This is a genomic window from Litorilinea aerophila, assembly GCF_006569185.2.
GTDB classification, from domain to species: Bacteria; Chloroflexota; Anaerolineae; order Caldilineales; family Caldilineaceae; genus Litorilinea; species Litorilinea aerophila.
Genome location: NZ_VIGC02000006.1, coordinates 21154 through 37724 on the forward strand (window position 1 = coordinate 21154; position 16571 = coordinate 37724).

A 16571-nucleotide genomic window follows, 5' to 3' on the forward strand; every position below is an offset into this window, starting at 1 on the left:
GAAGCTCCTTTCTGATCACGGCGAACCCGCCGTATTGTTGTGCAACATTCTCTGTTACGGCCCGGCATGAATCACCCGACAGAAATCCGGCCATCGTTTCCACCCGGGAAAGGAGGGCCCAATCTCTGCCGGAATTTATCAGCGTTCGATGAGCGGGAGATAGATGCGATTGGTATCCACCACCTGCTCTTCCTCCTGAAGGGCCAGGTCCACAAGCACGACAGCCGTGGCCTGATCCGTGGCATGGAAGAGGCCAGGAACGGGCTGCGCGGTCAGATTGGCCCCCTGGACTTCGCCATTGGCGACTTTCACGGTCACTGTGTTGGTCATGTTGGCTGTGACCGTCACCGGGCCCAGCGCCGCGATCTGGGTGCGGGTGAAGGTGGCAGTCGCACCTGGCGCCAGCTGTTCGGGGATAGTCACCGTTACACCCAGGAGTGGATCCTCGAGGGTGACGTGGGTGAAGGTCACGTTGCCCGTGTTGACCACCGTTACGCAGAAGTAGACCTCGCTATCCGGCGCGACCACCAGGGTGCTCTGTTCACTGCAGCGGCCCGGATCGGTACCGACGGTCTTGACCACGTCGATGGCCGGCTGACCCACATTCACCAGGGTTTGCGCGACCGCATGGACCTGCAGGTTCGGATCGCTGTAGGCACTCCAGGTGGCGAGACTGGCCACAGTGCTTTGCACCGTGGTGCTGTAGCGCTGCCCCAGATCCACGGTGGAGATGCTTTCGCCAGGCCCCAATTCATAGGCGAGCGCAGTGAACAGGGTGCCCAGTTGACTGTCCTCCAGATCGTGGGTGGTTAAGGTAGAGGCACCGCGATTGGTCACGGTGTAGCAGTAGTAGACCGTGGTCCCCGCCGGCACGGTGATGGCACGTTCCTCACCACAGGTATTGGGATCGACGCCCACCGTCGCCTGGAGCTCGATGGCCGCCGGCTGACGCCGGTTGACGAAGGTACAGGCGACGCTCGCGCCGGGGCTCAGTTGCACGGTGACGCTGGTGTCGCCGCTCGTACCATTGTCGCAGACCACCGACCCGGTGAAGCCAGGAGCCGCTGCCTCCTGCACCTGGTAGCTCCCCGGCTCCAGCCCGGCGAAGACCCGGGTCCCACCAGTGGCGGGCAGGGTAAAGTTGCCCAGATCGCCCGTGAACTGCCAGGGGCTCTCCGGCGCTTCCCCTTCCACCAGTTTGGTCACCACCAGGGTCCCCTTCTGCGCGCTGTTGGTGAATTCACAGCCAATCACCTGGCCCGGCTTCAGGCTCACGGTGATACTGTCTGCGCCGCCCGCGCCGTTGTCGCACTGGACCGACGGCCCGTAGCCAGGCTGACCTGTTTCGCGGATGGTGTAGGTGCCCGGCTGGAGGCCGGTGAAGGTCTGGCTGCCACCGGCCGCGGGCAGGGTGAAGTCGCCCAGGCTGCCGGTGAACGTCCAGGGGCTATCGGGCGCCGGGCCGACCACCGTCTTGGTGATCACCACGGTTGCTGTTCCTGCTGTATTGACGAAGGTGCAGGCCACCTGATCACCAGGAGCCAGTTCCAGTTGGACAGCGTGGTCACCGGTGGCGCCGTTGTCGCAGCTCACCGCCGCATGATAGCCCGATTTCACCGTCTCGGTGATGGTGTAGCTGCCCGGCTGGAGGCCCGTGAAGGTCTGAGCGCCGCCGGCCGCGGGCAGGGTGAAGTTGCCCAGGCTGCCGGTGAACGTCCAGGGGCTATCGGGCGCCGGGCCGACCACCGTCTTGGTGATGGTAATGGTGGGCGGGATGGCGCTGTTGACGAACTCGCAGGTCACGTTTTCGGCCAGGGCCAGGTTCAGGGTGACGCTGTCATTGCCCTGGCTGCCGTCGTCACAGGTGACGTGGGTGGTGTAGCCAGGCTGGGATGCTTCCTGGATGGTGTAAGTGCCCGGCTGGAGGCCCGTGAAGGACTGGCTGCCGCCAGTCGCGGGCAAGGTAAAGCTGCCCAGGTCGCCGCTGAATGCCCACGCAGTGGCGGGCGGGAGCCCCTCCACCCGCTTGACCACGGTCACGGTGGGCAGGATGGCGGTGTTGACGAACTCACAGCGCACGTGTTCGTCCAGAGCCAGGTCCAGGATGACGTTGTTGTTGCCCTGGGTGCCGTCGTCACAGGTGACGTGGGTGGTGTAGCCAGGCTGGGATGTTTCCTGGACGATGTAGCTGCCCGGCTGGAGGTTGGCGAAGGTCTGGCTGCCACCGGCCGCGGGCAGGGTGAAGTCGCCCAGGTTGCCGGTGAACGCCCAGGGGCTATCGGGCGCCGGGCCGACCACCGTCTTGGTGATGGTAACCACAGGCAGGATGGCGGTGTTGACGAATTCGCAGGCCACATGTTCGCCCAGGGCGAGGGTCACGGCGACGCTGGCTGTCCCCTGGACGCCGTTATCGCAGAGCACGCTCGTCTGGTAGCCCGGCTTCGTGGTTTCTGTAATGACATAACTGCCGGCTGCCAGCCCAGAGAAGGTCTGGCTGCCGCCGGCCGCGGGCAGGGTGAAGTTGCCCAGGCTGCCGGTGAACGTCCAGGGGCTATCGGGCGCCGGGCCGACCACCGTCTTGGTGATGGTAATGGTGGGCGGGATGGCGCTGTTGACGAACTCACAGGTCACGTTTTCGGCCAGGGCCAGGTTCAGGGTGACGCTGTCATTGCCCTGGCTGCCGTCGTCACAGGTGACGTGGGTGGTGTAGCCAGGCTGGGATGCTTCCTGGATGGTGTAAGTGCCCGGCTGGAGGCCCGTGAAGGACTGGCTGCCGCCAGTCGCGGGCAAGGTAAAGCTGCCCAGGTCGCCGCTGAATGCCCACGCAGTGGCGGGCGGGAGCCCCTCCACCCGCTTGACCACGGTCACGGTGGGCAGGATGGCGGTGTTGACGAACTCACAGCGCACGTGTTCGTCCAGAGCCAGGTCCAGGATGACGTTGTTGTTGCCCTGGGTGCCGTCGTCACAGGTGACGTGGGTGGTGTAGCCAGGCTGGGATGTTTCCTGGACGATGTAGCTGCCCGGCTGGAGGTTGGCGAAGGTCTGGCTGCCACCGGCCGCGGGCAGGGTGAAGTCGCCCAGGTTGCCGGTGAACGCCCAGGGGCTATCGGGCGCCGGGCCGACCACCGTCTTGGTGATGGTAACCACAGGCAGGATGGCGGTGTTGACGAATTCGCAGGCCACATGTTCGCCCAGGGCGAGGGTCACGGCGACGCTGGCTGTCCCCTGGACGCCGTTATCGCAGAGCACGCTCGTCTGGTAGCCCGGCTTCGTGGTTTCTGTAATGACATAACTGCCGGCTGCCAGCCCAGAGAAGGTCTGAGCGCCGCCGGCCGCGGGCAGGGTGAAGTTGCCCAGGCTGCCGGTGAACGTCCAAGGACTATCGGGCGCCGGGCCGACCACCGTCTTGGTGATGGTGAGGCTGGCCGGCAGGGCCGTGTTGGTGACCTGACAGGTGACGTCCTGGTCCCGCACCAGGCTCAAGCTGAGGCTGGTACCACTGGCGCCGTTGTCACAGCTCATGGCGACGCTGTAGCCGGCAGCGGCGGTCTCCGTGATGACATAGGTGCCCGGCCAGAGGTCGGTCCAGGTGATGGTCTGGGAGGGCGCGACGTTCACCTGACAGTCGTTGTAGCCCGGGCCACTGATGCAGAGCTCGAAGGAGGCCGTGGGATCGGCCGGCAGGCCGCTCCAATCCACCACTTTGGTGACGACCACATCGCTGGTGCAGCGTGCGAAGGGGCCGGGGTTGGAAAGCTCCCGCTGGGCGATGTTGGTGAAGGTGTTTTCACAGACGTTCAGCTCAAAGCTTTCGGCCTGGTTCTCCACGCCCAGGGGCCCGTCGGCGAAGGTGTTACCCTGGATCAGTGCCTGGGCGGGCGTGACCACGCTGCCCGAGTCCGAGAAGAGCAGGCCGCGCGTGGCGCAGCTGCTGAACTGGTTGCCGGTGACCGTCAGCGCCTCGATACCACTCGCCGTGAGACAGGTGGACGCGCCCTGCACCGTGTTGCCGCTGATGGTCACCGGCGCGTCCAGGTAGTAGACGCCGATGCCGGTGGTCTGGTAATCCACGGTGCCGGTCATGACGTTCAGGCTGTTGTTCTGGACGGTGGCGCTGATGATGTCGGTGGCGCCGTCGCTCCAGATCAGGAGCCGACCGTGGATGCCGGTGACCTGGTTGTTTTCCATGGCGACCCGCCGCCAGCGGTAGGCTTCCGCCGCGTTCAGGTGGTGGACCTCTTCGAAGCGATTGTCCACGAGCACAAGCTGGTCGCCCGGTGTCGTGCCCTGGGCCTCGGCAAAGATCAGGGAGTAGTTGATGATGTAGCTGCCATCGGGTCGGGCCAGGCTCTGGTGGTAATTGCGGAAGGTATTGCCCTGGAAGCGCAGCCCGTTCCAGCCCTGGTTCGTGAAGAAGGCCGCGATGTCCACGGCATCCTGGCCGTCGAAGGTATTATCGATGAAGGCCAGATCGGTGTAGACACCGCTGCTGTCGATGGCCACATGGTAGTTGCCGTAGGCGTCCGGATGGTCGCCGGTAAAGGTGAAGTTCTGGAAGGTGAGGCCGTCGAAACTGGCTCCGCCCAGAGAGAGGCCATGGATCACGGTGTCGGTCATGGAACCGGTGGCCCGCACCAGCAGGCCAGGCGAATCGGTGTAGTCTCGGTTCATGGTTTCGGCCGGCCACTGGCCCGGTTGGACATGCACCTCCTGATTGGGGCCGGTGGAGGCGTACATGGCCGCTTCGATGGTGCAATACAGGCTGGTGTGGCCGTCGCTGCTGGTGGTGGCGAAGCCGCCGCTGGCGCTGGCCGGTGCGCCGCCGGGTGCCGCCCCATCCAGCCAGGGGCAGAAGTCCACGTTGGCCGAGACCGCATCGCCGCTACCGCTACCTTCGCCGCTGGGGCCGTCCGCCGCGCCCCACCAGTTCATGGTGGCGTCTACCCGGCTTTGGGTCAGGTTAATGACCCCGCCGTAGGGCGAGCCGTCGGTGCCGGTGTAGGTTTGGGTGTTGCTGATGATGTTATTGTTGTGAATAACCACGTTGGTGGGGCCGGCGTTGTTGGCGCCAGGTTCACCCAGCCGAATGCCCCGCTCGTTGCCCTGGAAGGTGCTGTTGAGAATCTGGACATTGTCCAGGCTGGCCGGGTGCGCACCGTAGGTGGCGCCGTCGTCCCGGGCCTTGATCATGAGCGCGGCCCCTTCCTTAACGTGGTGGCCGTTGTCCATAAAGGTGACATTGTCGAAGACGATATTCTGATAGATCTCTTCGCCCTTCAGGTTGATGTCGAAGCCGGCATTCCATGTGCCGTTCCAGAAGGCCGAATAGACGCCGTTGTTAATCACCTGGCAGTTGGTGAAGGTGGCATCGGAGAGCTTCTCCACGTAGATGCCCTTGGCGTCGTTGTAGGAAAAGCTGGTGTTGCTCACCGACACATGGGTGACATTGCTGCCCCCAGGTCCCCAATCGCCATGCTTGGCGAAGTACCAGCCGTAGGTCAGGTGATCGAAGGCCGAGTCCATCACGGTGAGGTAGTGGATGCTGGCCGCAGTCGCAACCTTGAGGCCGGTTTCGCTTTCGGTGTCGTTGGTTTCGTTGGTACCAATCACCTGGACGTTGTCCAGGGTGAGGTACTGGACGGTGCCGCTGGGGATGTTGATGCCGTAGACGTGCTCCGGCTCGATGCGGATGTCTTGGAGCAGCAGGGGTTCGGCGAGGGAGTTGCCCGAGCCGGTGATGGTGAAGACCGCGGCGTTGGCGGCCTTGCGCACCACGGTGTTGCCGGCCGGATCGGCATCACTACCCGCACCGATCAGGCTCAGCCGCTTGCCGATGGTGACATTTTCGGTGTAGACGCCGGCAGCCACAATGACCTGGCCGCCCACGTCCACCTGATCTACCGCCGCCTGGATGGTTCGCTTGGCACTGGCGGGCGTGTCCCCTCCGAAGGAATCGTCGCCATTGGCGCCATCCACATAGCAGACGGCGGTGCAAGGAGTTTCCGCCTCGAAGTTGTAGGTGGTGTTGTCGCCATTCACACCCAGGATTACCGTGTCCGCAAAGGCGTGGTAGCCGGTGCCTGCGCTGGATCCCACGCCCACGCTGATGGCGAAGACCACCGCGTTGGCGGTGTACCAGCCATTGGACGGGTCGGCCCAGTCAGGCACGGGCAGGTTCACCTGGGCGCCGCCGCCGTCCAAGGTCACCCCCTGGCCGGTGACCCAGCGCCAGACGGTGCCGCTGACGCCGTCGCCTGTGTACCACTGGTCCCGGTACAGATTGCCGTAGACGCCGTTATACGCGCCTTCCCAGACCAGCTCGGTCCAGAGGTCGTCGCCTGTTCCCGGCTGGCCGTCGGCGCCGGGGTCGAAGACGTGGAGGCGCAGAGCCGGCGTATAGTCCGGGTGTAGGGCAGAGACGCTGGAAGCAGGGATGTAGTATTCGAAGGAGAGTGCGGTGACCTGGCCCAGGGGAATGGTTGGGCTGATGGTCTGTTGGAAGCGGGTGCGGTCACCGGTCATTTCCAGGGAGCCAGTGCCGTTGCGAGGCTGGACGTCGGTGATGGCACTGGATCCGCCGTTGCTGTTGCCCGTCGAAATCCAGCCCTGATTATTGGATGGTTTGACGATTACGGTGGTGTCGGCGCGGGCAGGGAGGCTGATGCCAAGGGCCAGGCCCATGGCCAACACCGCTGCAAGCCAACGTAAAGCCAGAAGGTGGTGCGATTTATGCTGCATTTGGGGGCTCCTCAATCGGGTTGGTTGAGTGAAAATCAATGCAGTGATACCGATCAACAAATCGTGACGATAGCATTGGTTGAATCAGCCCATGTGCACCTCCGCTCTCTGCGGCTGCAGAAAAGATCCCCTTCATCGGTTGAACGATTGGATGACGGATCTGGAACAAAGTTTGCTTTTGGCTTGCTGTCAATCAAACAATCAAAAGGCCGGTGACGGCTTGCAAATCCCATCACCGGCCTGATGTTTTTGTAAGAATAGTTGCAGACCGGGGGATGATCTGTCAATTCAAGTGTTTTTTCCAGTATAACATGCCTCACCCGGCGCGGCAACTGTCAAGAAGCTGTCAAAATGGGCCTTTTGGCCCCGATCTGCCCGCTCCGTGGGAGGTTTCCTGTCATGTTTTAGGGGTGCACGGCCGTGTGTCTCTACGTAGGGGTGCAGAAGACCCGCTGGCAGCGGCGCCGGAATTCATCCAGGGGCACCAGGATGCCCCGGGTGTTGTAGCCGCGGTTGGGAATGGGCGGGGCGGGGGGACAGGTCTGGCGCCATTGGGGCAGATGCTGGCGCAGGATGTCGAAGCGGATCAGGCAGATGAGCCCTTTGCCCGGGATGAAGTAGGCCAGCCAGTCGGCCTGGGAGGCGTAGGCCCAGCCCGGCTTGCCGACGGCGTCCACCGAGACGGTCTCGATGAAGACGTTGCCGGTGCGGGCCGCGGTCCAGTCGGTCTTGTACTCCACGGTGAAGGGCTGGCCGCCCATCCGATGGGTGAAGATCCGGTCGATGCCCTGGCGCTGCTGGGCGCGGGTGGCGGGTTCGATGTGGAAACGATCGGCAAAGAAGCTGTCGAGGAATTTTTCGGCCTGCTCGCCCTTGGCAAGTTGTCGATCCATCCGGTACATGGGATGCTACCATCTGCTGTGCAAGGCCGACCGCGGAGAGCGTCGCAGCCTGGCCTGGGGCGTTGGGATGCCGACGGTGAGTGTAGCACAATGGGTGGAGCTGTTCAAATGTCCGGGAAAATGGCCACCCCGGCGTCGGTATTGCGCGAAGCCGCAGCCGGGCCTATACTGCTCTCTGCCGGCACTGGGGGCTCCCCGCATCCCATGAACCCGGGCCGGCAGCGACCATCCTTGATCCCAGTTCGAGCAGACTGGATTCGATCCCAGTGGCGAAGGAGAGACCATGAAACTTGGCGTTGTCGGCATGATGCCGCCAGATTTTCGCACCATCACCGGGCGCGAGCTGGACGCGGTGCGCGCGCTGAAGCTGACCGGCGTGGGCTTCCACATTCCCGGTGATACGCTGGCCACCATCACCAGCGCGGCATGTGCCCGGGTGCGGCGCACCTTTCAGGAAGCAGGCATGGATCTGGTCCAGGTGGGCATCGGCTACCGGAGTTGCCTCTTCGCTCCCGACGACGGCGCGCGGAATGCCCTGGTCGCCACCATCTGCCGGGGGCTGGAAGTCTGCCGTGAACTGGGCGCGCACACCTGCCTGATCCGCACGGGCAGCCTCAACCCCGCCGGCCCCTACAGCCCGGACCGGGCCAACCTTACCCTCGCCAGCCGAGAACGCCTGGTGGAGAGCCTGCGCCGTATCGCCGACGTGGCCGAGGCTGTGGGCCAGACCGTGGTCATCGAGACCCATCTCCTGACCATCATGGACTCACCGGAGACCAACCGGGAGATCCTGGCGGCGGTGGCATCGCCCCATATCCAAGTGGTGATGGATTATGTCAATCACTTCCAGACCCTGCACCAGGTTTACCACAGCACCGCCCGCCTGAACCACATCTTCGACGTGATGGGGCCCATCTCCGGGGTGGGCCATTGCAAGGACATCCGCATCGGCCCCGGCCTGGTCCTGCACATCGACGAGGCCGTGCCAGGCGAGGGGGAACTGGATCTGGCCACGGCGCTACGGCGCTGGCATCATCTCTACCCGGACGGCTACATGCTCCTGGAGCACCTGCCCGACGACCAATACCCCCTGGCCAGCCGCAACGTCCACCGCATCGCGGCCGAGGCCGGGGTGCCCATCACTTGAGCAAAATGGGGCCGTGGGGCAAATGGCCCGCGACCCTCGTCGGTTCAACGGGTGAAGACATTGCGCCGCACATACTCGGCGTCGTCCGAGGCCAGGTAGGCCAGCAGTCGGGCCACGCCCGCGGGGTCACCCAGGCGGGAGTTGGCGACCATCTCGTCGTAGGAGCGCCCCTCCCGCGCTGCCTGGCTCTGGATGACGCCTAGCTTCATTTCCGTCTCGATGCCGCCGGGACAGACCACATTGACCCGGATGCCCCGGGGCGCCAGGTGGCGTTCCAGGGTCATGCCCATGCCGTTGACCGCGCCTTTGCTCGCGCCGTAGGCGATGGACGAACTGCCGCCGATGACCCCTGCGCCCGAGCCGATGAGGATCATCACGCCTTTGGGCGCCTCGGCCAGGAGAGGGGTGGCGTAGCGGGCACAGAGGAAGACCCCCCGCACGTTGACCGCCATGACGAAGTCGAAGATTTCCACCGGGAATTCGTCCGGCTGGAGAAATGCGCCCTGGAGCACCCCTGCCGCGCAGATCAGCACGTCCAACCGGCCGTAGTCCCTGCGCACCTGTTCAAAGAGCTCGCGCACGGCTTCATCCTGGCGCACATCCACCGGGTAAAAGGTCGCACGATGGCCGGCGGCCCGCAGGGCAGCGGCTTCAGCTTCGCCCTTTTCGGCCTTGACATCCGCCAGGATGATCGCCGCGCCCCGCTGGGCGCAGAGGCGGGCCGTCGCAGCGCCGATGCCCTGGGCCGCACCGGTGATCAAGATCACCTTGTCGCGGAGATTCCCACTGCCTTCATCCATGGTTGCCTTGTTCCTCCTTCGTCGAGTCGATTTTCAGATGCCGCTCTTGCCGGGCATGGAGCTACCCCCGGCTCATCACGGGCGCGGTGGCACAACGTGCGTAGAGATCGGCGAAGTCGGCCGAGCCGTCGTCCTCGCGCATCTCCAGGCGGATCCCTGGAACGAAGCCGGGTAGATCGCCGAAGTAGAAAGCTTCGTGGCGCTGGGTCTCGCTGCCGAAGTGCCAGCGGGTGCCGTCGGGGTAGATCACCACGGCGATGCGGCGGGGCTCGGCCATGGGCGCCCCGGCCTGGAGCCGCGCCACGGCGGTCTCGTCCACCGCCACCCCCAGGCCGGGGCCGTCGGGCACGGCCACCCAGCCGCCGGTTGGCCTGGGCGGTGTGGCCACATCCTCCGCCCAGATCTCGTGCGCAGCCAGGTGAGAGAGGGTCCCCTGCCGGCACGTGGAAGCCAGGTGCATGACCCACGCCGCACGCAGGCCGCCGCCCACCGTCTGGATCCAGAAGGGGATGCGGGCTTCCGCGGCCACGGCCGCCTGGCTGCGCAGGGTCTCCACATCGCCGCCGCCGAAGACGAAGGCGTCGCACAGCCCTTCGGCGATCTGGGTGAGGGCAGGCACCCCTCGGTCGAAGCCGGGATCCGAACGCACGTGGCAGCAGCCGCTGCCGAAGTGCGCGGCGATGGGCCGGTCGATCTTCTGGCGCAGCAGCCGGTAGCCGGCCGCGTCCCGCTGGGGAATGGGCGATTCGAAGCCGCCCACGCAGTCGTACTGGGCCAGGGCCTGGAGCACCGGCAGCGCCTGGCGCACCTCCCGCAGGTGGCCGTTGAAATCCAGCCAGAAGGTGAAGCCCTTGGGTACGACCTGGGCCGCGCGGGCCACCTGTTCTACAGGATCCCACCAGGGGCGGCACTTGAACTTGTAGACCGTGTAACCCAGGGACGCGGCGCGGGCGGCCTGGGCAGCCCAGACATCGGGCGGGAGGTCGATGGTCCAGTAGGCGAAGGGTACCCGACTGCGCACCTGGCGGCCCATGAGCGCGTGGGCTGGCACGCCCAGGGCCTTGCCCACCGCGTCGTAGCAGGCCATCTGGACGCCGGTGTGGCGGATGGTGCGCAGGCCCGCGACGGCATCGGTGCCCACGTACGGCGCTGGATCCTGGGGATCGCCGATCTCTTCGCCGTAGCCCACCGTGCCGTCCGCCAGGTGTACCCGGTAGAGCACCAGGCGTCCCCGGTGGGCGGAGCGGGGCATGTGGGCCATGAGCTCGGGGGTGTAGTGCAGGTTCAGGGGAACCACGTCAATCGATTGGATGATCATCCGCTCGCCCCTTTCACACTCCAGACCGCGCCGGTGGTGTAGGTGTTGCGCTCGGAGCAGAGGAACGCCACCACTTCGGCGATCTCTTCCGGGTCGGCATAGCGGCCGATGGGGTTGCCCGGATCGGCCAGGAATTCGGGCGTGAAGCGGGGCACCACCATGTCAGTGAGGGCACGGCCGGGCTCCACGCCGTTGACGAAGACATTCTGCCGGGGGTAGGCGTTGCCCAGCGCGCCGATCAGGGAGTAGACCGCGCCTTTGGAGACGCCGTAGGGCACCTGGTTGGTGGCGGCGTGGCGTGCGCCGGAGGTGATGGTCACGCAGCGCCCCCACCCACCCTGTAACATGTGGGGAAGGGCTGCCTGGTGCGCGTAGTAGACGCCGTAGACGTTGATGCGCATCACCCTGTCGAACTGGGCGGCGGACTGCTCCAGGAAAGGGGCTTCCTGGCCCAGGATGCCGGCGCAGCAGACCAGGATGTCCAGCCGGCCGAAGCGGGCCACCGTCTGCTGGACCATGGCGTGGACCGCGGCCTCGTCGCTCACGTCGGTGGGGATGTAGCAGGCTTGCTGGCCCAGGGCTTCCACCTCCTGGACCACCCTCTGGCTTTCGTCCGCCAACACGTCCGCAATCACCATATCTCGGCCGTCTTCGGCCAGGCGCAGGGCGCAGGCTCGTCCCAGGCCGCGCGCGCCGCCGGTGACAATGGCGACCCGGCGTTCATGGGGCGCGGCAAAACGCAGGTTGGGCATCGTTCCTCCTTCAGTCCAGTACCGAAATGCCCAGCTCTCGGGCGGTGTTGTGGAAGAGCTCGCTGACGAAGGGCAGCTCTTCGGTGCTGTTGCCTTCGGCGATCACCGGGTAGTCGGGGTTCAGGGCTTCCATCCGCCGGAAGAGGGTCTTGAAGTCCATCAGCCCCTTGCCCGGGCAGCCGTCCTGCAGGTGCAGGGTCAGCCGGTTTTCGATCCAGATATCCTTGGCGTGGCAGCTCACGATATGGTCGCCCAGCAGGTCGAAGTGGTGGTTGAGGGCTGCGGTGGTGTCGAAGATGGTGTCCAGGGTAATCCAGTTGGCCGAATCGTAGTCGCAGCGCACCCAGGGCGAGCCCACCTCGTCCAGGATCTCCCTGGTGATCTCCGGCGTCTTGAGGGTGACCAGCTGGTGGCTCTCCAGGCTGAGGTAGACGCCGGCATCCTCTGCTGCGGGCGCACATTCTTTCAGGCTTTTGACGAGCTGGCGACGGGCGCTGGACGTCCAGTTGTCCGGGTGGGGAAACCAGGGGCCGGCCGGGTTCATGGAGCCGGGGCCGGTGTCGATGCCCCGGGCGCCCATCCAGCCGGCCAGGCGCAGGGCCGCCTGCAGGGTGCGCACTGCTTCCCGGCGCCGGTTTTCGTCCGGGGTGATCAGGTTTTGCCAGTAGCCGGTGGCCTGATACATGCGCAGGCCGTGGTCGGCCAGCAGAGCCCGGACCCGTTCGGCCTTATGGCGGGGCGTGGTGTGGGGATCGTTCTTGCGGAAGCGGGTGAAGATGCCGCTGAAGCCCAGCTCCCGAACCCGTTGGCACATGGCCGGGGTGAGCTCATCCATGTTGTCCGGTAGAAAGCAGCCGCTCATGCCAAAGCGCATCGTCTTTACCTCTTGGGAGTGGTTGGGGAAAGGGTTTTGAGTCCTGAGTCCTGAGTCCTGGGTCTGGAGTTCGGGTCAGAAATAGTCTTGAATGGATGTAAGCCGGCGCTGCACCGTGTACGCGTCCACCCGTTCCCAGCCGGAGGCGTTGCGGCTGGCGGCCTGGGCTGCCTCCAGCCGCTTGAAGCGGATCTGGAAGGTCATGGGGCTGGCAAAGGTGAAGGGCTGCAACGTGTCCAGCTTTGCCACCGCCCGCTGGACACCCTCGTGGATCTCGGCCACCACCCGCTTGGGGTGCTTGCTGATGGCCGCATTCCAGCCGAAGGCCTGCTTGGTGGTGACGGTCTCCACGCCGGGGAAGAAGCGTCGGGCTTCGGCCACGCCCTTGTCGTCGCTGGCCACGAAGAGGACCGGCACACCCCGTTCGCCGGCCACTGCACCGTCAATGGCCATCTCGCCCACCTCCTGGCCGTTGATCTTCATCCACTGATAGCTGGCGGAGCTGAAGGAATGGCAGATCACCGCGTTCTGGGTGTTGTCCATGGCGTGGTAGCCGATGAGGGCCACGCCGGCGAAGCTGCTGTCCATGCCGGGGAAGCGCTGTCCGAAATCCACACCCAGCGCGATGTCACAGCGTTTGTCCAGCAGATCGTAATGGAGGTTGAGACTGCCGTTGTGGTTGTCCCAGACGATGACCTGGGTGGCCCCGGCCGCGAAGAGCCCCTGGGCCGCGGCGTTGGCCTCCCGGGTCGCCTGGAGCTTGGCAAATTCCAGATCTCGGGACTGGTTGAGGGAGCCGCCGGGCGAGCCCACCACACAGGCCACGCCCTCACAGTCCACCGCGACGACAAATTTCATGGGATCCTCTCCTTGAAGTGGTTGTGTCGATTACTCCCAGCGGAAGAAGACGCTCAACCAGCCGGCGCCGCCGGCCATCATCAGATCGTAGAGCTCGGGCGCGTCGGTGTACGGAACCACATGGCTGATCAGGGGCTCGACCTGGAGTTCGCCCCGGCGGATCAGGTCGAGGATGACATGCCGGTTGCGGGCCCGGGACCAGGGCCAGTAGGGATGGGGCTCGGCCATGCCCGTCTGGTAGGAGCCGCGGATGGTGATCTCCCGCCGGAAGAGCTCCTGGGATTCGATGGCCACGCTGCCCGCGGTCGCGCCCACCAGGATGATGCGGCCCCGGTCGGCCGCCGCCTTGATCAGCTCCGGGTAGTTGCCGATGAACGAGGTGCAGTGGAGCTGCGCTTCCGCGCCGCTGCCTGGCTCCAGGCCTGGCAACGCACCCCGCCAGCGCCAGGGCAGGAGAGTGAGCGCGTGGATGGCCGGGGCCGGCTCCTGCGCGCGTACGTCGATGGTGTGGCTGGCGCCCAGTCGCCGCGCCAGGGCCAGCCGCTCCTCCACCAGGTCCAGGCCGATCACCGGATAGGCGCCCGAGAGGCGGCAGAGTTGCACGGCCAGCAGGCCGATGACGCCCAGGCCATGGATGGCCACCGACTCCCCGATCTGGATCTGGCCCAGGCGCACCCCATGCAAAGCCACATCGCCCAGGACGCAGAAGGCAGCCGTGGTTTCGGGGATGCCCTCGGGCAACTTCTCGATGTTGTACTCCTGGGGCACGGTGTCGTAGGCCAGGGCTTTGTCCGGCGTAACTAGCCAGTGGGTGCCGTGGTTGCCGCTGCAGAGCACGTAGTCGCCCACCGCGTAGTCGCGGATCTCCTGCCCAACGGCGGCCACCCGCCCGATGGCCGTGTAGCCCAGGCCGGTCGGCGCAAAGCGGGCGCGCTCTGCCGGTGTCGCCTGGCGTCGCCGGCGCACCGCATTGATCTCGCTCCCCGCGCTCACCTGGGTGAGGGCGATGCGCACCAAGATCTGGTCGGGCCCCGGTTGGGGGACATGGAAGGGCTCGATGGTGACCTGGCCATCGGGCTGCAGGACGAGCCGCTTGCCGTGACGTTCCATGGATGCCTCGTTCTGGTTCTCGGTATCTCCCGTGTCGTCAGTTCGGTGGGGCTCCCCGTGCCTTCGGCCCACGTCGCTCAATCCAGGGTCATGCGCGGATCCAGCGCGTCCCGTAGCCCATCGCCGATGAAGTTGATGGCCAACACGCAAAGGCTGATCATCAGGCCTGGCGGAAGCCAGAGCCAGGGAAAGGACTCGATGATCTGGATGGACTGGGCTTCATTGAGCATGTTGCCCCAACTGGGCGTGGGCACTTGGACCCCGAGCCCCAGGAAGCTCAGGCCGGCCTCGGTGAGGATGGCGCCGGCGATGCCGAAGCTGCCGGCGACAGTGATGGGCGCGACGATGCTGGGCAGAATATGCCGTAGCAGAATTTGGCGCCGGGGAACGCCGATGGCCTCGGCGGCCAGGACAAAGTCCATCTCCCGCACGGCCAGAATTTGACCCCGCACCAGGCGTGCCACACCGGTCCATCCGATGAGGCCAATGGCGATCATGGCGTTGCGCAGCCCCGGCCCCACGATGGCGACGATGCTGATGAGGATGACCAGCACCGGGAAGGCCATGAAGGTGTCGGTCACCCGCATGATCACCATATCCACCCGGCCGCCGTAGTAGCCAGCCAGGCTGCCCAACAGCGTGCCGATGCTCAGGAAGAGGAGCACAGCCACCAACCCCACCGCAATGGAGACCCGGCCCCCGTAGACCACCCGGCTCAACACGTCTCGCCCGATGAGGTCCGTGCCCAGGAGGTGCTCCCGGCTGGGGGGCTGGCGTACCGCCCGCAGGTCGGTCTTCTCCGGCGGGATGGGCGCTACCAGCGGCGCCAGGGGAAAGACGGTCAGGGTCACCAGGATCATGAAGATCAGGCTGGCGACGGCCAGGCGATGGCGCAAAAAGCGGCGCAGGGCTCGTTGGCCTGGCGATTGGATCTGGCCGCGATCCGCCACGAGGGATGGGGTGGGCAGCGGCGTATCCGCTGTACTGTCTTGGCGACGGTCAAGTGGGGTATCAGAAGCAGACATGGCTCTAGTCGTAACGTACCCTTGGGTCGATGAGGGCGTAAGATAAGTCGGTAATGAGATTGCTCACCACAATCACCACGGCAGAGATTAGCACCATGCTCATGATCAGGGGGTAGTCGCGCGTGCTCACGCCATCCATGTACAGGGTGCCCATCCCCGGCCAGTTGAAGATGGTTTCAATGATGATCGCACCGCCGAAGAGGCTGGGCAGGCGAAGCCCGATGATGGTGATGACGGGCAACAGGGCATTGCGCAGGCCGTGTCGCGACACCACCAGCCAGGTGGGCAGCCCTTTGCTCCGGGCGGTCACCATGTAGTCCTGCCGGATCACTTCCAGCATGCTGGCGCGCGTATAGCGCATGATGGCCGCAGTGCTTTCGATGCCCAACACCAGGGCTGGCAAGGCCATGTGGTGGAGTCGGTCCAGTGCCTGTTGCCAGAGGGTGAAATCCTGGCCGGGCGTGCTGTAACCGCTGGTTGGAAACCAGCCCAGCTTGACCGCCAGGAGATAGATCAGGGCAATGGCGGCAAAGAAACCGGGCACCGAAATACCCATAAACACGAAGCCGGTCAGGATATAGTCGGTCAGGGAGTATTGGCGCAAGGCGGACCACACACCCAGGGGAATCCCAAGGCCAATGGAGATGAGCATGGCGCCCAGCATGAGCTGGAGGGTGGCCGGCAGACGGCGCCCGATCTCTTCGGCAACGGGAACACCGCTACGTACCCGCACACCCATGTTGCCCTGAAGGATACCCCCCAGCCAGCGTACATAGCGTACGGGCGCCGGTTGATCCAACCCATATTTGGCCCGCAGCGCCGCGACGTCGATCTCGCCGCTGATGCCTCCCTGTTGCTCCAGCAACATGGCGGAGACCGCATCCCCTGGGGCCAGTTCGGTAAAGAAAAAGGTGATGAGGGTGATCCCCAGCAATACCGGAAATGCCTGCAGAATCCGTCGAAAGATGTAAGGGTTCATGGGATTGTAGCGCGCTGTAGTTGTGTCACTGTGAACGGCGGAGTGCGTGAGGCCGTTGCGCCCGAGAG

The 16571-nt window shown here is 65.1% G+C and carries 11 protein-coding genes; 1 reads left to right on the forward strand and 10 read right to left on the reverse strand.

Translation table 11 applies throughout. The features are described from left to right. Positions 1 to 138: 138 nt before the first annotated feature. Together FKZ61_RS05575 and FKZ61_RS05580 are read right to left on the reverse strand one after the other, a co-directional pair. A complete protein-coding gene (locus tag FKZ61_RS05575; RefSeq protein ID WP_141609093.1) occupies positions 139 to 6738 on the reverse strand; it encodes a right-handed parallel beta-helix repeat-containing protein in 6600 nt (2199 codons plus the stop codon). Between the two features lie 428 nt (positions 6739 to 7166). Then, positions 7167 to 7631 (reverse strand): hypothetical protein, encoded by a 465-nt coding sequence (locus tag FKZ61_RS05580; RefSeq protein WP_211358430.1) that lies wholly within the window; start codon positions 7629 to 7631, stop codon positions 7167 to 7169. 292 nt (positions 7632 to 7923) lie between these two features. On the opposite strand from FKZ61_RS05580, the gene FKZ61_RS05585 reads away from it, so the two are divergent. Next, positions 7924 to 8787, forward strand: coding sequence for a sugar phosphate isomerase/epimerase family protein (locus FKZ61_RS05585; RefSeq protein WP_141609095.1), 864 nt, complete (start codon positions 7924 to 7926; stop codon positions 8785 to 8787). A gap of 44 nt (positions 8788 to 8831) precedes the next feature. Here the strand turns inward: FKZ61_RS05585 and FKZ61_RS05590 are convergent, their stop codons facing one another. The 8 genes from FKZ61_RS05590 to FKZ61_RS05625 form a co-directional block, all read right to left on the reverse strand. Continuing rightward, positions 8832 to 9587 carry an SDR family NAD(P)-dependent oxidoreductase gene (locus FKZ61_RS05590; protein WP_141609096.1) on the reverse strand — a complete coding sequence of 252 codons (756 nt, stop codon included), beginning with the start codon at positions 9585 to 9587 and terminating at the stop codon, positions 8832 to 8834. Between the two features lie 61 nt (positions 9588 to 9648). Next, positions 9649 to 10905 (reverse strand): mandelate racemase/muconate lactonizing enzyme family protein, encoded by a 1257-nt coding sequence (locus tag FKZ61_RS05595; RefSeq protein WP_141609097.1) that lies wholly within the window; start codon positions 10903 to 10905, stop codon positions 9649 to 9651. Then, entirely contained in the window at positions 10902 to 11657 is a 756-nt protein-coding gene (locus FKZ61_RS05600) for an SDR family NAD(P)-dependent oxidoreductase (protein ID WP_141609098.1), read from the reverse strand. The genes FKZ61_RS05595 and FKZ61_RS05600 overlap by 4 nt, the downstream gene beginning before the upstream one ends. 10 nt (positions 11658 to 11667) lie before the next feature. After that, entirely contained in the window at positions 11668 to 12531 is an 864-nt protein-coding gene (locus FKZ61_RS05605; RefSeq protein ID WP_141609099.1) for a sugar phosphate isomerase/epimerase family protein, read from the reverse strand. Positions 12532 to 12606: 75 nt separating this feature from the next. Beyond that, positions 12607 to 13389, reverse strand: a complete 783-nt coding sequence (locus tag FKZ61_RS05610; RefSeq protein ID WP_141609100.1) for a M55 family metallopeptidase — start codon at positions 13387 to 13389, stop codon at positions 12607 to 12609. Positions 13390 to 13419: 30 nt separating this feature from the next. After that, positions 13420 to 14499, reverse strand: coding sequence for a zinc-dependent alcohol dehydrogenase (locus tag FKZ61_RS05615; protein ID WP_141609101.1), 1080 nt, complete (start codon positions 14497 to 14499; stop codon positions 13420 to 13422). A gap of 77 nt (positions 14500 to 14576) precedes the next feature. After that, a complete protein-coding gene (opp4C, locus tag FKZ61_RS05620; RefSeq protein ID WP_141609102.1) occupies positions 14577 to 15524 on the reverse strand; it encodes an oligopeptide ABC transporter permease in 948 nt (315 codons plus the stop codon). Between the two features lie 4 nt (positions 15525 to 15528). Beyond that, positions 15529 to 16503, reverse strand: a complete 975-nt coding sequence (locus FKZ61_RS05625; RefSeq protein WP_141609103.1) for an ABC transporter permease — start codon at positions 16501 to 16503, stop codon at positions 15529 to 15531. Between the last annotated feature and the right edge of the window lie 68 nt (positions 16504 to 16571).

What these genes read in the sequence shown, in the direction of transcription:
- FKZ61_RS05615 (WP_141609101.1), bottom strand. Translation starts at nt 14,499, where the DNA reads ATGGAACGTCACGGCAAGCGGCTCGTCCTGCAGCCCGATGGCCAGGTC.
- FKZ61_RS05590 (WP_141609096.1), bottom strand. Translation starts at nt 9,587, where the DNA reads ATGGATGAAGGCAGTGGGAATCTCCGCGACAAGGTGATCTTGATCACC.
- FKZ61_RS05595 (WP_141609097.1), bottom strand. Translation starts at nt 10,905, where the DNA reads ATGATCATCCAATCGATTGACGTGGTTCCCCTGAACCTGCACTACACC.
- FKZ61_RS05575 (WP_141609093.1), bottom strand. Translation starts at nt 6,738, where the DNA reads ATGCAGCATAAATCGCACCACCTTCTGGCTTTACGTTGGCTTGCAGCG.
- FKZ61_RS05580 (WP_211358430.1), bottom strand. Translation starts at nt 7,631, where the DNA reads ATGGATCGACAACTTGCCAAGGGCGAGCAGGCCGAAAAATTCCTCGAC.
- FKZ61_RS05585 (WP_141609095.1), top strand. Translation starts at nt 7,924, where the DNA reads ATGAAACTTGGCGTTGTCGGCATGATGCCGCCAGATTTTCGCACCATC.
- FKZ61_RS05605 (WP_141609099.1), bottom strand. Translation starts at nt 12,531, where the DNA reads ATGCGCTTTGGCATGAGCGGCTGCTTTCTACCGGACAACATGGATGAG.
- FKZ61_RS05625 (WP_141609103.1), bottom strand. Translation starts at nt 16,503, where the DNA reads ATGAACCCTTACATCTTTCGACGGATTCTGCAGGCATTTCCGGTATTG.
- FKZ61_RS05610 (WP_141609100.1), bottom strand. Translation starts at nt 13,389, where the DNA reads ATGAAATTTGTCGTCGCGGTGGACTGTGAGGGCGTGGCCTGTGTGGTG.
- opp4C (WP_141609102.1), bottom strand. Translation starts at nt 15,524, where the DNA reads ATGTCTGCTTCTGATACCCCACTTGACCGTCGCCAAGACAGTACAGCG.
- FKZ61_RS05600 (WP_141609098.1), bottom strand. Translation starts at nt 11,657, where the DNA reads ATGCCCAACCTGCGTTTTGCCGCGCCCCATGAACGCCGGGTCGCCATT.